The 18,201-nt window shown below is 53.8% G+C and carries 17 protein-coding genes; 9 read left to right on the top strand and 8 right to left on the bottom strand.

Translation table 11 applies throughout. The features are described from left to right. Positions 1–21 precede the first annotated feature (21 nt). Positions 22–339 (bottom strand): XRE family transcriptional regulator, encoded by a 318-nt coding sequence (locus J2Y86_RS11015; RefSeq protein ID WP_253430916.1) that lies wholly within the window; start codon positions 337–339, stop codon positions 22–24. A gap of 82 nt (positions 340–421) precedes the next feature. Then, positions 422–1,189: an AraC family transcriptional regulator gene (locus tag J2Y86_RS11010; RefSeq protein ID WP_253430914.1), complete on the bottom strand. Its 768-nt coding sequence runs from the start codon at positions 1,187–1,189 to the stop codon at positions 422–424. Between the two features lie 112 nt (positions 1,190–1,301). On the opposite strand from J2Y86_RS11010, the gene J2Y86_RS11005 reads away from it, so the two are divergent. Next, positions 1,302–2,117 (top strand): sulfite exporter TauE/SafE family protein, encoded by an 816-nt coding sequence (locus J2Y86_RS11005; RefSeq protein ID WP_253430911.1) that lies wholly within the window; start codon positions 1,302–1,304, stop codon positions 2,115–2,117. 6 nt (positions 2,118–2,123) lie between these two features. Here J2Y86_RS11005 and J2Y86_RS11000 read toward each other — a convergent pair whose 3' ends face one another. Continuing rightward, complete coding sequence (locus J2Y86_RS11000) at positions 2,124–3,113, bottom strand: hypothetical protein (protein WP_253430908.1); 990 nt, start codon at positions 3,111–3,113, stop codon at positions 2,124–2,126. A 258-nt stretch (positions 3,114–3,371) separates the two neighbouring features. Between J2Y86_RS11000 and J2Y86_RS10995 the strand changes: the two genes are divergently transcribed. The 3 genes from J2Y86_RS10995 to J2Y86_RS10985 are packed head-to-tail and all read left to right on the top strand — an operon-like array spanning position 3,372 to position 5,310. Beyond that, the gene (locus tag J2Y86_RS10995) at positions 3,372–4,688 is read left to right on the top strand and encodes a type II toxin-antitoxin system HipA family toxin (protein ID WP_253430905.1); all 1,317 of its coding nucleotides are present in this window, start codon (positions 3,372–3,374) and stop codon (positions 4,686–4,688) included. Continuing rightward, positions 4,685–5,101, top strand: a complete 417-nt coding sequence (locus tag J2Y86_RS10990; protein WP_253430902.1) for a helix-turn-helix transcriptional regulator — start codon at positions 4,685–4,687, stop codon at positions 5,099–5,101. Before J2Y86_RS10995 ends, J2Y86_RS10990 begins: the two co-directional genes overlap by 4 nt. Next, positions 5,098–5,310, top strand: coding sequence for a type II toxin-antitoxin system Phd/YefM family antitoxin (locus tag J2Y86_RS10985; RefSeq protein ID WP_253430899.1), 213 nt, complete (start codon positions 5,098–5,100; stop codon positions 5,308–5,310). Before J2Y86_RS10990 ends, J2Y86_RS10985 begins: the two co-directional genes overlap by 4 nt. 265 nt (positions 5,311–5,575) lie before the next feature. Here the strand turns inward: J2Y86_RS10985 and J2Y86_RS10980 are convergent, their stop codons facing one another. Then, a complete protein-coding gene (locus J2Y86_RS10980) occupies positions 5,576–6,085 on the bottom strand; it encodes a BRO-N domain-containing protein (protein ID WP_253430896.1) in 510 nt (169 codons plus the stop codon). Positions 6,086–6,662: 577 nt separating this feature from the next. Between J2Y86_RS10980 and dcm the strand changes: the two genes are divergently transcribed. The 3 genes from dcm (at position 6,663) to J2Y86_RS10965 (ending at position 10,119) form a co-directional block, all read left to right on the top strand. Continuing rightward, positions 6,663–8,099, top strand: coding sequence for a DNA (cytosine-5-)-methyltransferase (dcm, locus tag J2Y86_RS10975; protein ID WP_253430893.1), 1,437 nt, complete (start codon positions 6,663–6,665; stop codon positions 8,097–8,099). Between the two features lie 58 nt (positions 8,100–8,157). Continuing rightward, positions 8,158–8,640, top strand: coding sequence for a very short patch repair endonuclease (locus tag J2Y86_RS10970; RefSeq protein WP_253430890.1), 483 nt, complete (start codon positions 8,158–8,160; stop codon positions 8,638–8,640). A gap of 150 nt (positions 8,641–8,790) precedes the next feature. Continuing rightward, positions 8,791–10,119: a type II restriction endonuclease gene (locus J2Y86_RS10965; RefSeq protein WP_253430886.1), complete on the top strand. Its 1,329-nt coding sequence runs from the start codon at positions 8,791–8,793 to the stop codon at positions 10,117–10,119. Between the two features lie 371 nt (positions 10,120–10,490). Here J2Y86_RS10965 and J2Y86_RS10960 read toward each other — a convergent pair whose 3' ends face one another. The 4 genes from J2Y86_RS10960 to J2Y86_RS10945 all read right to left on the bottom strand — a co-directional run bounded on the left by J2Y86_RS10960 (position 10,491) and on the right by J2Y86_RS10945 (position 14,263). Next, a complete protein-coding gene (locus J2Y86_RS10960) occupies positions 10,491–11,507 on the bottom strand; it encodes a hypothetical protein (protein WP_253430883.1) in 1,017 nt (338 codons plus the stop codon). A 224-nt stretch (positions 11,508–11,731) separates the two neighbouring features. After that, positions 11,732–12,982: a ribonucleotide-diphosphate reductase subunit beta gene (locus tag J2Y86_RS10955; protein WP_008034875.1), complete on the bottom strand. Its 1,251-nt coding sequence runs from the start codon at positions 12,980–12,982 to the stop codon at positions 11,732–11,734. Positions 12,983–13,497: 515 nt separating this feature from the next. After that, positions 13,498–13,812 carry a hypothetical protein gene (locus J2Y86_RS10950; RefSeq protein ID WP_253430880.1) on the bottom strand — a complete coding sequence of 105 codons (315 nt, stop codon included), beginning with the start codon at positions 13,810–13,812 and terminating at the stop codon, positions 13,498–13,500. A gap of 187 nt (positions 13,813–13,999) precedes the next feature. Then, positions 14,000–14,263, bottom strand: a complete 264-nt coding sequence (locus J2Y86_RS10945) for a DUF2790 domain-containing protein (protein ID WP_253430877.1) — start codon at positions 14,261–14,263, stop codon at positions 14,000–14,002. Between the two features lie 442 nt (positions 14,264–14,705). Between J2Y86_RS10945 and acs the strand changes: the two genes are divergently transcribed. Continuing rightward, a complete protein-coding gene (gene acs, locus J2Y86_RS10940) occupies positions 14,706–16,661 on the top strand; it encodes an acetate--CoA ligase (protein WP_253430874.1) in 1,956 nt (651 codons plus the stop codon). A 698-nt stretch (positions 16,662–17,359) separates the two neighbouring features. Continuing rightward, positions 17,360–18,133 carry an ABC transporter substrate-binding protein gene (locus J2Y86_RS10935; RefSeq protein WP_253430871.1) on the top strand — a complete coding sequence of 258 codons (774 nt, stop codon included), beginning with the start codon at positions 17,360–17,362 and terminating at the stop codon, positions 18,131–18,133. Positions 18,134–18,201: the final 68 nt, after the last annotated feature.

The following is an 18,201-nucleotide window of genomic DNA, read 5'->3' as shown; positions in this document are numbered from 1 at the left end:
CAAGCGGCTCGTGCTGACGCCTCAATCAGCCATCGCATATTCCGCCCGTCCCACCGCATCCGCCGATGCACCTTTCATGTTCATCCCCCTACCTGGCGCAAACCCCGGGAAGAACACCAGCCCTTCCGACTCAAACCGATAAGCCAACGCCAGTCGATCAGCATCCGCCACATCACGCTTCGCCTCAAATCGCTCGATCATGTCGACCGAAACGCCAGACTCCCGCGACAACTCATCAACACTCCAACCCAGCATCGCCCGGGCCTGGGCGCAATGTGCAGGGGTGAATTGGAAGAGGGCGATACGTTCCAGGGTGATTTTCATCGCATAAGAGGCCATGGTGTTCTCCGGGCTCAAGAGTGCTGATCCAAAATGTACTGTGTTTTTGTACAGTTGTTTTGCTTCCGGATCAAACTCATTTTTATTTCGCACCCTCCAACCAGACGGACGGCGCCTGACCCAACACACGGCGAAACATCGTCGAGAACGCCGCCGGGCTGTCATAACCAAAATCCAGCGCAATCCGCGTCACCGGCTCACCCACCGCCAACCTTGCGAGCGCCAGCACCACACAGGCGCGTTGCCGCCACTGGCTGAAACTCAGGTCGGTCTGCTGGCGGAACAGGCGATTGAACGTGCGCAAACTGATGTGCAACTGATCCGCCCACTGCTGCGGCGACTGATGGGCATCGGGCCGCTGTAAAAAGCCCTGGCACAACGCGAGCAATCGCGCATCGACAGGCAGCGGAATGTGCAACGGCAAGTGAGCACTGCGCGCCAGTTCATGCAGCAGCAAATCGATCAACGCCCCATCGCGCCCGGCCTCGTCGTACGCCAGCGGAACCTCCACCGCCTCCATCAGCAAATGCCGCATCAACGGCGAAACGCTGATCACCTGACACTGACTCCCCAGGTCCACCACCCCCGGTTCGATGTACAAACTCCGCGTGCTCACCCCCAGCATCAACACCTCATGCGCCACCCCCGGCGGAATCCACACCGCCCGCTGCGGCGGCACCACCCAATTGCCGTCATGCGTGCTGACCTGCATCACCCCGGTCGCGCCGTACAACAACTGCGCCCGTCGGTGTGTATGACGGGGCAACACCTGACCGTAGGAATAATCCGTACCGATCGCCACCACCGACCGTGGCGTGTCATCCAGCAAATTAATCGAAACATTGCGCATCGAGCGGCTTCCAGCAGTTGGCGTAAACGCAAACATTATTGGCTGACTTGCTGAAGCAGGCCAAGTCGCATCTGCTCTATCGTCGACCACCCTAATCAACGGACGACGCGCAATGTTCTATCTCTTGCTGACACTCTTCGGCTGCATGACCGGCATCACCGCCGTGCTGTTCGGTTTCGGCGGCGGCTTCGTCGTCGTGCCATTGCTGTACCGCATGCTCATCGCTAGCCACGGTACCAACGACCTAATTGGTCAATCGGCGATGCACATCGCAGTCGCCACTTCGACCTGCGTGATGATCGTCAACGCACTGGTCGCCACTGGAAAACACCATCGCGCGGGTAATCTGATTCGCCATTACCTGTGGCCGCTGGGTGGGTTTATCGGATTGGGCGCGGTGGTCGGCGCAGTGGCGGCGATGTGGGTCAGTGGCGAGGTGATTCGGTATGCGTTCATTGCCTATCTGGGCGTGACCATTGTGGATTGCCTGTTCAGTCCTGGATTTCTTACGCACACCGATAACGCAATCCCACGGCGATTGGGGAGGGTGGAAGTGTCGGGTGGTGGCGTAGGAATCGGCGCCATCGCCACATTCCTCGGCGTAGGCGGCAGCGTCATGACCGTGCCGTTGTTGCGACGTTGCGGGTTGAGCATGTCGCAGGCGACGTCCATGGCCAATCCACTAAGCCTGCCCGTGGCGCTGGCCGGGACAGTGACTTACATGGCGATGGCGGGGTTCACCGAGTTTGATCTGGGCGCGTGGTTTGTCGGTTATGTGGACGTGCTGGCGTTTGCGGTTTTGACGATGGGATCGTTGGTGGGGATTCGACTGGCCACGCCATGGATCGGGCGGATTCCGGATCGAATCCATGCGCGGGTTTACATCGGTTTGCTGGTATTGGTGATGATCAGTATGTGCCTGAGTTGAACGCCGTCACTTCGCCTCCAACCCCGGCGCCTCACGAATAATGAAGTGATCCAGGTTCTCGATATTCGCACTGAACACCCCGAACGTCTGCTCGGGGTTTTTCTTGCTCGGCACCTGCTTCAACTCCGGCGTCACGCCATAAAAGAAACAAAACAACTCCGCCTCACTGTCGATCGCATGCTTGATCTCCTCCAGAAACGCTTTGCGCTTGCGGTAGTTCTCGATCAACTTCTTGCTCAGGTAAACGTTGACCGAATAAGGCTTCTTCTTCGCCTCATCCGCCTGCTTGAACCAGACCTTCTGCTCGAAATCGATGCGAAAGCTCTGCGTGTAATCCTTGATCTCCTTGATCTTGCCCCAGTAAATCAGCCCCTTGTTGTCCGTCAGGTATTCGATCTTCTTGAAGAACGACCCATAAGGCGCCGTGTGCTCGCCAATCTTCAGCGGCATACGCTTGAGCAGGTCCTTGTCCTCGAAATTTGAGACAAAACACTCCACTGGGTGAGCGAAGATGCTGGTCTTGTCCGGCGCCGACTCATGGATTGGGTGCTCGGTATCGCTGGACCTTGTAAGAGGTTTTGGATCGTCCCGCAGCACATCCGTCACCACGGCCGGGTTCGACGGCTTACGCACATACTGACGCCGAGTCAGCAACAACTCCGACGGAAAATGCTCCTCGCGACTGTCATCCGTTTCCGCACCATCCGCGTCCACGCCTGACGCCGACGCCTTGAGACTGACATAAGGACAATCCGCCACATGCCGCGTGCTGGGCGTGTTCTTGAAGTGCGGGGTGCGAACGTAATTCACATTCTTGGCGTTGAAGGTCGTCAACACATTCGTCGCATCGAAGGCCAAGCGGCAGGCGTCATTGGGGCATTGGAAGTGTTCCCTGGCGGAATCGAACTCCATGGTTTCGTCGAAATTGAGATCGCGCACGTCATAGATCGACAGCTTGTCGTCGAGGCTGAGGCAGTAGGCGAGGTCGAATTTCATGGTGGGCTCGGGTCCTTGAGGGGGGAAGGGTATTAATAGCGGGAGGCGGGGCTGGTTGCACTGACTGTTTTCGGCTTGGTGCAAAATCTGCGCGAGCCTGCTCGCGACTCTCAAAACCAACGCAGCCACCCAGACCGATATAATCGGTATTAAAATACCGGTTTTAGGTATATTCCGCAGATAGTCAGAATTATATTGCTGAAAGCTAAGGGGTGAGCCAGAGTAGGCGGCATCATAGTTCCGATTGTATGGCGCGCCATGTCAGGAAAATTCACGATCCAGACTTTCATTGAAGGCCATTGGCACGATGCAATGACGCTTTCTGTGTCGAACGTTCAGAAGATTGAAGAGTCGCGATGCAGCGCATCTTACGACCAGCACTACCTGGTCGATTTCATCGATAAACTAGAGACGCCGTTCGAACCCGCCATCAGCGTGAACCTACCGCTGAGCTGGAACCCTGTCGATAGCAACGGCTATCCCCCATTTGTCTACGACATCATTCCAGCCGGCGCTGCTCGTAAATCGTTGCAGAAACGATTCGGTGGGGAAAAGCCTGATGGCATGGACATGAGCTTTTTCCTCCTGAGTCGCTGCACGCCTTCCCCCATTGGGCACTTGCGCGTGAAGGAGTCTTTCGAGCATATCGATCAGACTCGCAGGGAGGCGTTTGCGCGCAAAGAAGTCGTAGACAGAACAAATGACTTCCTCGAATACGCCTATGAATCTGGCGCTGCGTTAGGCGGTGCGACGGGCGCTCAGGGGGAAGCTCCAAAGCTGATTATGGTTGAGGATGAGGATGGAGCGCTTCATGCCGACGCGATGCTTTCTGACGAGCTTGCGCGTCGCCATTGGTTGGTGAAGTTTGCTCGCAACCAAGCCACCGAGCGCGACAAAAACATCCTGCGCGCCGAGTACCACTACTACAAAGCGATATCCCAGCTCGGTTTGAACACGATAACAACAGATGAACTGGTGCTGGAGGAAGCTGATAAGCCAAGTCTGTGGATGCCGCGCTTTGATAGGCGAGTCGCCAACGGCGTGGTGGAGAGGATTCCGGTCGAGTCGATTTATTCCGTGTGTGGGAACACCGAGCCCGGTTCGAGGATGAATCATGAGGATGTGCTCAGCCGCCTGATCCACCTGTGGCGTAAGAATGGGCAGGAGGGAGAGCTTGAGGAACTGGTATTTGAGTACCTGCGCCGTGACCTGCTGAACCGTATCCTGGGGAATTCGGATAACCATGGGCGCAACATGGCCATTTTCAGGTATCGGGACAAATTCGAGCTGGCGCCAATATACGACCTTGCACCGATGGTGCTCGATCCGGAAGGCGTTACTCGAGTCACCAAGTGGATGCCCGAGCATATGGGAAGTCCTGACTGGAGAGCGATCTGCGGATACTTCCAAGACGTGGTGGGCCCTGACGTGCTCTTCGAGCGTCTGCTCGAAGCAACTGAGACATTTAGAGCTTTGCCGGATCTGCTGGTCGATCTTCCAGAGGAAGTGAGGCGCGCCCAGTCTATTCCAATGAACAATCTGGATAAGCGCCTGGTTGAATGGGGGCTGCAATGAAAGAGAACACCAACGAGGGGCGCAGGGAACTCATTGACGACATCGTGACTCAGCACGGGATAGGGACCGAAACCCTGGGAACCTCTATCCGTCGGCTACGGCTTGAGGTGACCGGTCTGGATCAGGAAACCTTTGCTGCCATGTGCAACATGTCGACCAAGGCCCTGTACCAAATCGAAAAGGACAAGGGTAATCCGACCATCAGCACCATCGACGCCATCTTGAGGAAATTCGGGTTGCGCCTGGGGCTGACCATGGCTGCCACAACCCTTTACACGCCGCCGCTTGGGCAGCAAAAGCCGGTTTCCAAAGCGCCCGTTCGCGGCGCCAATCCTAAGCGCAAGCTTAATAGAGTGGCTACGTTGCGAGCCACAACGAAGACCAAGGGTGACGATAAGGGCCCGACCGAATGAGTGATGACGCAAAATCTGCAGGTGCGCGTGCATGGCGGGGCGACAGGGTGGTGATCACCGAGGCCGGAAGGCCTTATCTGGACCTGTTGCCCCATGTCGATTGGCCGCAGACCCGCAAGCCTGGGCGGCTGAAGGGGAAGATTCGGATATCGGCGGATTTTGACAGCACCCCTGAGGACATCATCGAAGGTTTTAAGGGCGGGCTATGAGTACAGACAGATCTTCTTGGTCTGAAATTTCAGCAGGCACGTATTTCCTCCAACTGATGTTTCCAAACTCATCCCGATCGCTCGAGTGGTGGCAACGGCGATGACAATTCGAACATAGCGCCACGGCATTGCTTACACCGGGAGCAGGCCCAGCAACAAATTCCTTTGTTGGAGTGAGCTCGCTCGCGAAGGCGTCATTAAAACACCACCAAAAAAAATCCACTGCCTGAAATTCAAGCAGCGGATTTTTTACGGCAATGAACAATCAGAACCCTCGCAGCACTCGTGACACCTTACGCCACCACGACCCGCGTTGATTGAACGGATCATCTGCCAACACGCAAGGCATGTCCCGCAACCGAATCCAGGGTTCATCCTGCCAGTGCAGCATGCAGAGTGACATCTTCGGCCAGTCCAGAACACTCAACGTTGGACGTTCAACTGAACGCGATGGACGCGCATCACGTAACGTGGGAACGACCTGGTGAGTCAGCCATTCCCTCAGAAGTCGATACTCCGGGCAATAGTGATAAACCAGCAACGCATAAACGCCGGACTCGCTGATCATCAGTCGTTCTTCGGCAATACCTTGAGCCTCCACGAGCATCATCCGCCGCTGATCTGCATCCAGTTTGCGAGACATGCGTTCGTCGAGATGTTTGCCCATCAATCTTCCCAGGTCGTGAGCACAGAACCACACCTGGTTCTCCACGAGCAGGGCACGAAGACAGGTGCCGTGACGAAGGAAGAGGGTTGCAAGGAGCGGTTCAGACATGGCTAACCTCCTGAAACGGAAGCGCGCGATTGGGCATACGGGGACGGCGAGTCACCTTCATCGTGAAGGTCGAAATATCAGGCATTTCCTTTACCTCTGGCTGCTTTCTTAGGGCATTCGTTATGGGTGTCGGGAGCTAAGAAACCCACCAGAGACGGGCCGGACATATTCCCCTTTCGGGTCTTGTATTCGCCCACTCCCGACATAACGGGGATTTTTCGCAGACGTAGAGAAACCGCAGACGAAAAAAAGCCGCATGACTGTCGGGTGCGGAGGACCGCTCTGGTTTGTAGAGTTTCTTAGGCTCGGAGTCGAGGGTAGGTGGATCAGAGTGAGTCGTCAACCAGCGACTTTTCCTACCTCCCCAGGAAACAAAACGAAATCTGGACAATGGCAGCAAGTAAATTATGCTGTGTTTATATCCAGTATCTGGTCGCTGATAATTTCTACCTTTCCTTCAATCCGTATTGCCTAAGCCGCATGTCACGGATCCGAAGAAATTTCATTTACTTTGAGGTTTACAGGGCTAGAATGGTGACCATTCGTCACAGCTTTGACCCAGAGGAATTTCGGGCTCATGAATCTATTTGAAACACCATCTTTTGAATCCTTGAGCGAAACGACCTCGGGCACCCATGAGCCGGAAACTCATCCTGTTACTGATCTTGCGCTGTTGCACAAGCTGCTTGAGATTTACGATCAAGGTCAGCTCGCCGAGATTCTCAACGATGTCAGCCCAACCCATTGGTGCCGTGAAACGATTAATCGCTGGGTCAAAGGCAAAGCTTCGCCGAAGCTTTCCCACATTGAGTTCACTCGCCTGGAAGGCTTGTTGCCCAAGCGTTTGAACCACAAACCTTCCTTTACCTTCATCGATCTTTTCGCTGGTATCGGTGGAATCAGAAAAGGGTTTGAAGCTATTGGCGGCGAATGCCTGTTCACGTCCGAATGGAACAAATACGCAGTCAAAACCTACAAAGCTAACCACTTCTGCGATCCTGCACGTCATCGCTTCAATCTGGATATCCGTTCGGTCACGCTTTCTGACAAGCCCGAAATCAGTGACGAGGAAGCCTACAAGAACATTGATCGCAACATTCCTGATCACGATGTTTTATTGGCAGGGTTTCCGTGCCAACCATTTTCCCTTGCTGGTGTTTCCAAGAAGAACTCCTTGGGGCGCAAACATGGTTTCGAATGTGAGACCCAAGGCACTCTGTTTTTCGACGTGGCCCGAATTATTGCCGCGAAACGCCCGGCCGCATTCTTGCTTGAGAACGTCAAAAACCTGAAAAGCCATGACAAGGGCAATACGTTCCGGATTATTTGCGAAGCGCTGGATGAATTGGGCTATGAGGTTGCAGATGTAAATGCGCCGAAGGGTTCAGACCCTAAGGTCATCGATGCCAAGCACTTCGTGCCGCAGCATCGTGAGCGAATCGTGCTGGTGGGTTTCCGTCGTGACTTGAATGTTCACCAAGGATTCACGTTAAGTGAAATCAACAAGTACTTCCCGACGCAAAAACCTACGTTTGGCGATTTGCTCGATAAAGAAGTAGACAGCAAATACATCCTGACGCCAAAGCTCTGGGATTACCTGTATCGCTATGCTGCGAAGCATCGCGAGAAGGGTAATGGATTCGGTTTTGGGTTGACTCGGCCTAATGACGTGGCACGTACGTTGTCAGCGAGGTATCACAAGGACGGCTCTGAAATCCTTGTTGATCGAGGCTTTGTCGAAACTCTGGATTTCAATAGCGAACTGAACCAGATTAATCGGCCTCGTCGATTGACGCCTCATGAGTGTTCACGTTTGATGGGATTTGATAAGCCTGGTGAGAGCGCATTCATCATTCCGGTTTCTGACACTCAGGCTTATCGTCAGTTTGGCAACTCTGTTGCCGTCCCGGTTTTTGAGGCGGTTGCTCGATTGATGAAGGACCGTATCCTGAAAGCGAAAGAGAAAATGACCGACACTGAGCAGCCTCAGTTGGAATTCGCCCTTCCAGCCTGATGAGATAGCCGCGTCGGTCTCAAATCCGGAGCGCCCAGCGCTCCGGTATGGAGGCTATTTGACTGATGTCGTGGATGTAGCTACACGCTCCAGAATGATGGCTGGAATTCAGGGCAAAAATACCAAGCCTGAACTTCTAATCCGCAAAGCCTTGCACGCACGGGGCTTTCGTTTCCGTGTGCATGTTAAAGACCTTCCCGGCAAACCCGATCTGGTGTTACCGAAATACCGTGCACTTGTCTTCATTCATGGCTGTTTTTGGCATGGGCATGCATGCAGGTATTTTAAGGTTCCCCAAACTCGTCCTGAGTTCTGGTTAGAGAAAATCGGAAAAAATCAGACTCGTGACGGCCTTCAGGAAGGCGCCCTTAAAGCAATGGGTTGGAGGGTTCTTATCGTGTGGGAATGTGCTGTAAGGTCGATGAAAAAAGAAAAATCCCCATTGCTCGTTGACCTGATAGCTAGCTGGCTGATAAATGGATCGGAATATTTCCAGATCGACGAGGATGTGTTGAAACTAGGATGTACATCCGCACACTAGGGAAGTTAATTGTTGTGGCTGGGAGCCTGCCAAACACCTTCAAGCAGTTCGAACACACCTGCATCTGTGACAGATGACAAGCGACCAGATTGTTGCCCTGCTGCCAACCTCCTGAGTAGCTCGCCCGAATATCAGAAATAAGGAACAACAATGGGTTTCCATCCGGAATGGAATGATATTTCCACTTTGATCAATCAGAGTGAGAGTCTTTTCATCAAGAAACTGTCTCGTAATGACACATCTTGGGCAGATAGCTCCAAGAATGGGCATCAGAACGGATTTTTTATCCCTCGTCTTGTTGCAGAGTCTGACTTCTTTCCAAAACTAAAAAATTCCAACCCGGAAAAACCGCACATTTACGATGTCGAATACCCAACGTTCTGGCCAGCCTCGGGCGAGATAAAGACATCGACGATCAAACATTTTTCGATGCGCAATCCAACCAATAAAGAGAAAGCAAAGCCAAGGTACGAGTGGCAACACACAGGTATACCCAAGGAGCAATTCCAGGCGCTTTCCCCAGCCTCGTTGCTCGTTATCGGAAAACTCAAACAAGTGAGCTTTGGTTCCAACTATTGGTTCATCGTTGTCGATTCGGTAAGCGAAGAAGCGGAAATTATCGAGACCGCATTCGAGCTGGGTGCCGATTTCCACTTTGGCCTGTTCGATCCTGCTTCGCTTGCTGAGCCGGCTTCCGAAACTGATCAGCTCATTGCCGAGCTTTCGCAGGCGATCAAGGATGGAACCTTGGAGCAATTCATTAAGAAGCAGACTCTTCCATCTCCAGAGACTCTGGCGGGAAAAGCGCAGAGCAAGTGGCTTAGTGAGAGCGGCTTTTGCGACATGAATCCGTTCTCCGTCTCCCATCCTGGTGACGCGGTCATGCGCATCAGCCGGGACATTGAATACTCCATCTACAAGCAGGCAGAACTTCGCTTCCGTGCAGCTCAAGTCGCCCGAATTCTCCTTCACGGGGGAGGTGACCCTGTCGGCAATCTGGTTCGGGCATTCTCTGAACTCGACTCGATATTCCTCAGCGCGGCTCAAACCAGAAAGAGCAGAGCTGGGCTTTCTTTTGAGCATCATGTAGCGAGGCTTTTCAAGGATGGTCGAATTCGTCATGAAGCGCAGGCTGTCTTCGGTGGTCGGCGCCCGGATTTCGTCTTGCCTGACGTCAAGGAACTCAACCTGAAGGGAGATGCGATTATTGTTTCCTTGAAGACAACACTGCGTGAACGATGGAAGCAGTTGGCCTTAGAGAAGCCGCTAGGTGCAATTTTTCTCGCTACTGTGGATGACCGAGTGTCTGGCGAGGCCATTGCTGAAATGGAAAGGAATTCGATTTCGCTGGTTGTGCCGGAGTCTTTGAAGAAAGCTAAAGAGTCAGCTTACGACGGCTACGATAATGTCATTACTTTCAGACAGTTTTTCGACAATGAGGTGAGGTTGAAGCGACCATCGTTGATTCTTCCGCTGTAGCTAATAACTGATAGTGAATAGTCAGAGGGTTTTCCTTCATCCATGCCTATTACTGCTGCCGAGTCGTTATTTTCATCGGAGCCCCGTGGCTGACTTGTCATGACTGACTGGCCTCCAATCGGAGATGTTGTTGGTAAGTGGATCTTGATTATATGTTGTGGGCACAAAAAAGCCTCTTCTGTTGGGCGCGGCAGCCCCTGCGTGCAGTATTTCTGAAGCACTTGGCTGGAGGGCTTGAATCAGCCATCAACGGTCGAACGTTGGGCCGGAAATATTTTTTTGTGATAGATGCGGGTTCCTAGTAGGTCTGATTGAGGAGTAGTTACCTCCTCAGCCAGGATTTTAGGTAAATATATTTTGCTGTGAATAAGTTAAAACCAAGTAAAGGCTTTCACAACTAGTGTGGCTGAATCGACAATGGACTTAATGTTTGTGGCTACTGAGGCCGTAGAGTTAGTTGCTTTCTCCACTTGATTTAGCACTTCTAGCCCTTGTGCTACAACTCGTTTGGCTTCAGTGGTTGATTTCGACACTTTTACAGTGTCTAGTGATGTGGAAATTTCTATAAGTGAAGCACTTTTCTCTGGTGATAATTTGAGGACTTCAGCAATGAGTTTTTTGAACTCGTCTAAGTCTTCAATTCTGACTAAGGATTGAACTCTGCTGGAGTAGTCGTTGCATTTGCATGGGTTAGACCTACAGACAGGGCATCCTTCGTAGTAATATGCGATGAGTGCGTCAGATAACGGGGTTTCTTTATTTTGTATTCCCCATGCGGACAAAAGCCAAGCAAAGACATCTGCTAGTTCGTCACGTATGTTAGCTATAGTTCTTTCGCTACTTACGAAAGCGCCGTAAGCCTCGTGAACTTCACCAATTTCCTCAAATAACCTAGAGAAGTGGTATGTGCTACCGTAAGCCGCCCATACCGCTCTATTAGCTGGATAGATTTTGTTTACGCTCAATACAGCATTATTTATTGAAAAGCTCCCAGCTGGTTGGAAATTAGTTATCGCTAGGTATTTGTGCTCCAGTTCACGCTTGATTTCCCATTCTGCTTTATATTGAGGAGGCTTCTTCGAAGTTTCAGCGCAAATACAAGGACTCGAGATGCAATACGGACAAACGTCGGGAAATTTTTTTCTAAGTGCTTCCTCAAGATTTATTTCTAGCTTTTCAGAAAGGGCAAATAGCCATGAGAAAGATTTTACAAAATAATTTTTATTTTCGCCCGCTCTAAGGATGGAGCGTGATAGGTATGAGCAGTTTCTTGTTAAATAAGAGTAAATGTACTCGACGCTTCTGTCTTTGTTAGAGCTGCCAAACAACTCTTTAAAATATGCTTGAAATTCTGAGACGCTCTGGGGTAGCGGTTCCATACTTTTCATTGTTTCTTTCCGTGATTTTCGAGTGTGCGAAGTTAAACTTAAGCGATTGCCCTAGTGTGATATCAAACTGCCTCTATAAAGTTAACTCTTTATTTCGAGAATGTCTAGCTTGTCCATGATTGTGTGAAGGGGGGGCCAAAAAAAGCCCCGATCAGATCGGGGCTTTTGCTTTTTTCGATTTTCCGATTCTAAGTGCAATCATCAAATCGCGGCGAGCTAGGTAATCAATCCCAGCTCAACGCCCCACCAGTCTGATACTCAATAACCCGAGTCTCAAAGAAATTCTTCTCTTTCTTCAAGTCCATAATCTCGCTCATCCAAGGGAACGGGTTAGTCGTCCCTGGATACTCTTCCTTCAACCCAATCTGCGACAAACGACGGTTAGCGATGAACTTCAGGTAATCCTCCATCATCGCCGCGTTCATGCCCAGCACCCCACGAGGCATGGTGTCACGCGCGTATTCGATCTCCAGCTGAGTCCCCTGCAGAATCATCTGCGAAGCCTCTTCCTTCATCTCGGCATCCCACAAGTGCGGGTTTTCGATTTTGATCTGGTTGATCACGTCGATGCCGAAGTTCAGGTGCATGGATTCGTCGCGCAGGATGTACTGGAACTGCTCGGCGACGCCGGTCATTTTGTTGCGGCGGCCCATGGAGAGGATCTGGGTGAAGCCGCAGTAGAAGAAGATGCCTTCCAGAACGCAGTAGTAGGCGATCAGGTTGCGCAGCAGTTCTTTGTCGGTTTCGACGGTGCCGGTTTCGAACTTCGGATCGGAGATCGAGCGGGTGTATTTGAGGCCCCAGGTGGCTTTTTTCGCGACCGATGGGATCTCGTGGTACATGTTGAAGATCTCGCCTTCATCCATGGCCAGCGATTCGATGCAGTACTGGTAGGCGTGGGTGTGGATCGCCTCTTCGAACGCCTGGCGCAGGATGTACTGGCGGCATTCCGGGTTGGTGATCAGGCGGTACACGGCCAGGACCAGGTTGTTGGCAACCAGGGAGTCCGCGGTGGAGAAGAAGCCGAGGTTGCGCATGACGATGCGGCGCTCGTCGTCGGTCAGGCCTTCCGGGTCTTTCCAGAGGGCGATGTCGGCGGTCATGTTGACTTCTTGCGGCATCCAGTGGTTTGCGCAACCGTCCAGATACTTCTGCCAGGCCCAGTCGTACTTGAAAGGTACGAGTTGGTTGAGGTCGGCGCGGCAGTTGATCATGCGCTTTTCGTCGACGGCGACACGGGCGGAGGCGCCTTCGAGTTCGGCAAGGCCTTCGGCGATGTCGAGGTTGTCCAGGGCAGCCTTGGCGCGAGCGATGGCGGCGGAGTCGGACGCGGTCACAGCGCGAGCTTCTTGAGCGGCAACACCACCAGCGGTGTCGAGGCGGTCCATGTTGGCTTCAGTCGCGTGGCCGGCGTTGGCGCCTTTGACCACGGTTTCGCCGCTGTCTTCTTTGTCGAATTCGTCCCAGCTCAGCATGACGTGTCGTCTCCTGCGTGAGGGCCAGATGCCCGTGTGATGGTTTTTCACACGGTCGGTCTGACCGCGTTGGATCTATAGAAATATCGTTTTTTGCAACAGCTATACGCAGGCATCAAACAGAATTTTGTACGGGTGTTCCGAAGCCGCTGATGGGCGCAGATAGCGTGAACAGTTCTGCGTGGGCTTCAGACTGGCTTTTGACCCCTGTAAGGGAATATTGCAGGCCCGTTTAAGCCGGCATTATAGGGAAATTTTTACGGCCGTGGTGGGGCGAATCCGCGCATGGAGCGGTCGAGAAGGAGGGTTTTTCGGTCGGAGCGAGGGTTTACAGGGCTTTGGCTGGATATCGCGGGTGAAGATTTTTTTTCTTAAATTTTGACGTACTACTTTTTTGTTCAAAAAACAGCCAGAAAAACCGGTTTTTCACTACATCTTGTGTTTTGAGTCGGTTTTGGACGCTGCCAGACACAACTAAGCCCGACCGAAGTCGGGCTGTCAGTCACGCTCGATGATCAGCTCAGGCGAGCGGCACCCACGTGGTCTGCACCATCGGCAGCAACCTTGGCTGCACCGGTGTGATCGCTACCGTCAGCGGCGACTTTGGCAGCGCCGGTGTGATCAAAACCGTCGGAAGCGAGTTTGCCTGCACCGACGTGATCGGCACCATCGGCGGCGACTTTGGCCGAGCCGGTGTGGTCGTAGCCGTCAGAAGCGACAGCCGCTGCGGTGGTGAAAGCGGCCGAACCGGTGCGGTCGTAACCATCAGCGGCGAAGGTGTTGGCGGCCAGAACGGACAGGGTCAGGGCGAGGATCAGTTTGGTTTTCATGGTAGTGGCTCCAGGTTCGTGGGCGTTGTGTGCCTTGGTGTGGAATTCATAATACGCCGACAAATTTGATTAAAAAGCGCAAGTAAACGCTTAAATCTATCTAGTAAATCGATCTATACGGTTCGGCGCTTCATCTGCCTTGAACAGCGGGGCGGGTGGGTCGAACCGTTAAGAGAGGGGCGGGTGATTAGCCGTTAGTGCAGCCGTTACCCATGATGCTGTAGCGCAGAATGTGGCGTTGGCCTTTGGAGTCGTCGTATTCCATTTTCATGGGGACGACTTCGCACACATTGGGGACTTCGCTCATGGAGATCACTTTGGCGATGTCCAGGTGAGTGGAGTACGTGTATTCCTCGATGGACGGTTGTTGCTGTGCGACATCAGTCGGGACCTCGTCTGCCATGGCGGTTGCGCACAGGCTGGAGAGGGCCAGAACTAATAAAGCTTTCATTTCGGTTTTACCTTTTAGAGGTCGAGTGGGGTCACGCAACCTTTTTGGGGTTGCGTGTGGAACTTGATTACCGGTGTTTTTTGATTAACTGCCTTCGTGGGGGCTGCAACTTGGTTAATCAGGGTTTGCCTTGTTGGCGAGGCTGATTTTAGGCGTGGGGGTTGCGTTCATATAGGTGGGGATTTGATAAACACCTTTGACAGATTTCGTAACAATCGCGGAATAGCATCCCTAATGGCCGCCTTGATACGGGGTTTTTCAGGTAGACCGCGTTATCGTTTTTCGCGGGCAAGCCTCGCTCCTACAGGGTGTGTGGTGTGTTTGAGGGGCTTATCACGATAATTTGTAGGGGCTTGTTACTACCATCGTCGAATGGTTCTATAGCCCCGGCCCCGCTACAACTGGGTCATACAAAAACAACTATTCCACCGAGGTAAGAAAGATGAGTGCGGCTTCTGTGTATCCCGTTCGTCCCGAGGTTCTGGCCAATACGCTGACTGACGAGGCGACCTACAAGGCCATGTACCAGCAGTCCGTCGTCAACCCGGACGGCTTCTGGCGCGAACAAGCCAAGCGCCTCGACTGGATCAAGCCTTTCACCACGGTGAAGCAGACTTCCTTCGACGACCACCATGTCGACATCAAATGGTTCGCCGACGGCACCCTGAACGTTTCCTACAACTGCCTCGACCGTCATCTGGCCGAGCGCGGCGATCAAATCGCGATCATTTGGGAAGGGGATGACCCTGCCGAAAGCCGCAACATCACCTACCGCGAGCTGCACGAACAAGTCTGCAAGTTTGCCAACGCCTTGCGCGGCCAGGATGTACACCGCGGCGACGTGGTGACTATCTATATGCCGATGATCCCCGAAGCCGTGGTCGCCATGCTGGCCTGCACCCGGATCGGCGCGATTCACTCGGTGGTGTTCGGTGGTTTCTCGCCGGAAGCCCTGGCCGGTCGCATCATCGACTGCAAATCCAAAGTGGTGATCACCGCTGACGAAGGCATCCGTGCCGGCAAGAAGATCCCGCTCAAGTCCAACGTCGACGACGCGCTGACCAACCCGGAAACCAGCAGCATCCAGAAAGTCATCGTGTGCAAGCGCACCGGTGGCGACATCAAGTGGAACCAGCATCGCGACATCTGGTTTGAAGACCTGATGAAAGTGGCGGGCAGTGTCTGCGCGCCGAAAGAGATGGGCGCTGAAGAAGCGCTGTTCATCCTTTACACCTCGGGTTCCACCGGCAAGCCTAAAGGCGTGCAGCACACCACCGCCGGTTATCTGCTGTATGCGGCGATGACCCATGAGCGCGTGTTCGACTACCGCCCGGGCGAAATCTACTGGTGCACCGCCGACGTCGGTTGGGTCACCGGCCACAGCTATATCGTCTACGGCCCATTGGCCAACGGCGCGACCACGCTGCTGTTCGAAGGCGTGCCGAACTATCCGGACATCACCCGGGTGGCGAAGATCGTCGACAAGCACAAGGTCAACATTCTCTACACGGCGCCAACCGCCATCCGCGCGATGATGGCGTCGGGTCAAGCCGCCGTTGAAGGGGCTGATGGCAGCAGTCTGCGCCTGCTCGGTTCGGTCGGTGAGCCGATCAACCCGGAAGCGTGGGACTGGTACTACAAGAATGTCGGCAAGTCCCGTTGCCCGATCGTCGATACCTGGTGGCAGACCGAAACCGGCGGCAACATGATGAGCCCGCTGCCGGGCGCTCACGCCCTCAAGCCGGGTTCTGCGGCGCGTCCGTTCTTCGGTGTGGTGCCAGCGTTGGTCGACAACCTGGGCAACATCATCGAAGGCGTGGCCGAGGGTAACCTGGTGATTCTCGATTCGTGGCCGGGTCAGGCGCGCACGCTGTATGGCGACCATGACCGCTTCGTCGATACCTACTTCAAGACCTTCCGTGGCATGTACTTCACCGGTGACGGTGCGCGTCGTGACGAAGACGGTTACTACTGGATCACCGGTCGCGTGGATGACGTGCTCAACGTGTCCGGCCACCGCATGGGCACCGCCGAGATCGAAAGCGCGATGGTCGCTCACCCGAAAGTCGCCGAGGCTGCCGTGGTCGGTGTGCCGCACGACATCAAGGGGCAGGGCATTTATGTCTACGTGACCCTGAACGCTGGCGAAGAGACGAGCGAGCAACTGCGTCTGGAGTTGAAGAACTGGGTGCGTAAAGAGATCGGCCCGATTGCTTCGCCGGATGTGATTCAGTGGGCGCCGGGGCTGCCGAAGACGCGTTCGGGCAAGATCATGCGGCGTATTCTGCGCAAGATTGCTACGGCTGAGTACGATGGGTTGGGGGACATTTCGACCCTGGCGGATCCGGGTGTGGTGCAACATTTGATTGATACGCACAAGACGATGAATGTTGCGTAAGTAGCGTTCCGAGTCATCGAAGCCCTGCCAGGTGTTGAGCCTGGTGGGGTTTTTTATTGGCTGATGGTTTTGGGTTGGCCAGTCGGGCCTCTTCGCGGGCAAGCCCGCTCCCACAGGGATTTGTGGTGTGAATGAAATCCAAGTCATCCCCGAAAAACCTGTGGGAGCGGGCTTGCCCGCGAAGAGGCCCGATCAGACACCCCATAAACATCAACCAATAATTATCGGCTTCCCCCGTAGGCCATTTCCCACTGTTACCCGCGACCCTTCAAGTAACTGAATGTGTAACCGCTCGCGCCGATACGGGGCATTGCGAAACGCCATAAGCCCGCAAGAGTGCATTTCAACCACTCAAAAAAATAAGAACCCACGCCAAGCTTGCCGGATTAGAAGGCTTTGCCAATAATAGGCCCGCAATTTGCAGCATAGATCGGTTCTCTGTCTTTTGCTCTTGCATGAAATTGCAAGGCTGTCAACGTGCCCAAACGGCTTTCTCGGTGCTTCTGTAATTTGTTGTCGCATTGAAGAAATATCGGCTTCGGGCCTGTCGTTAGAATGCCGATCACTCGCTCGTTGTGGCTCGCGTTGAAAAAAGCGCGCGATTCCTACAACGCAGCACTGCTTTCCGGTTCCACTCATTCGCATATTGGGCTGTCGCTCACTCTGCCGTTTTAGCCCTTTACCGATGGAGTCCCAAGATGAAGAAACTCGTGCTGCTTGGCGCCCTGGCACTGTCCGTGCTGTCCCTGCCGACTTTCGCTGATGAAAAACCTCTGAAGATCGGTATCGAAGCGGCTTACCCTCCGTTCGCTTCCAAGGCACCGGACGGCAGCATCGTTGGTTTCGACTACGACATCGGCAACGCCCTGTGCGAAGAGATGAAGGTCAAGTGCACCTGGGTCGAGCAAGAGTTCGACGGTCTGATCCCGGCACTGAAAGTGCGCAAGATCGACGCGATCCTGTCGTCCATGTCGATCACTGAAGACCGCAAGAAGTCCGTGGACTTCACCAACAAGTACTACAACACCCCGGCTCGCCTGGTCATGAAGGCCGGCACTCAAGTCAGCGAAGGCCTGACCGAGCTGAAGGGCAAGAACATCGGCGTGCAACGTGGTTCGATCCACGAGCGTTTCGCCCGCGAAGTCCTGGCCCCGCTGGGTGCCGAGATCAAGCCGTACGGTTCGCAGAACGAAATCTACCTCGACGTGGCTGCCGGTCGCCTCGACGGCACCGTGGCAGACGCTACGCTGCTGGATGACGGTTTCCTGAAAACCGACGCCGGCAAAGGTTTCGCCTTCGTTGGCCCGGCCTTCACCGACGTCAAATACTTCGGCGACGGCGTAGGCATCGCGGTTCGCAAGGGTGACACGCTGAAAGACAAGATCAACACCGCGATCGCCGCCATTCGCGAGAACGGCAAGTACAAGCAAATCCAGGACAAATACTTCGCCTTCGATATCTACGGCAAGTAACACGTCCAGGCGACAAGTCCGAAATGGCGCAAGCAACAGGATCTCTGAGGTTTGCGCCATTTTTTCAT

The organism is Pseudomonas migulae, assembly GCF_024169315.1.
GTDB lineage: Bacteria > Pseudomonadota > Gammaproteobacteria > Pseudomonadales > Pseudomonadaceae > Aquipseudomonas > Aquipseudomonas migulae_B.
This window is presented reverse-complemented; position numbering and strand designations above follow the sequence as displayed.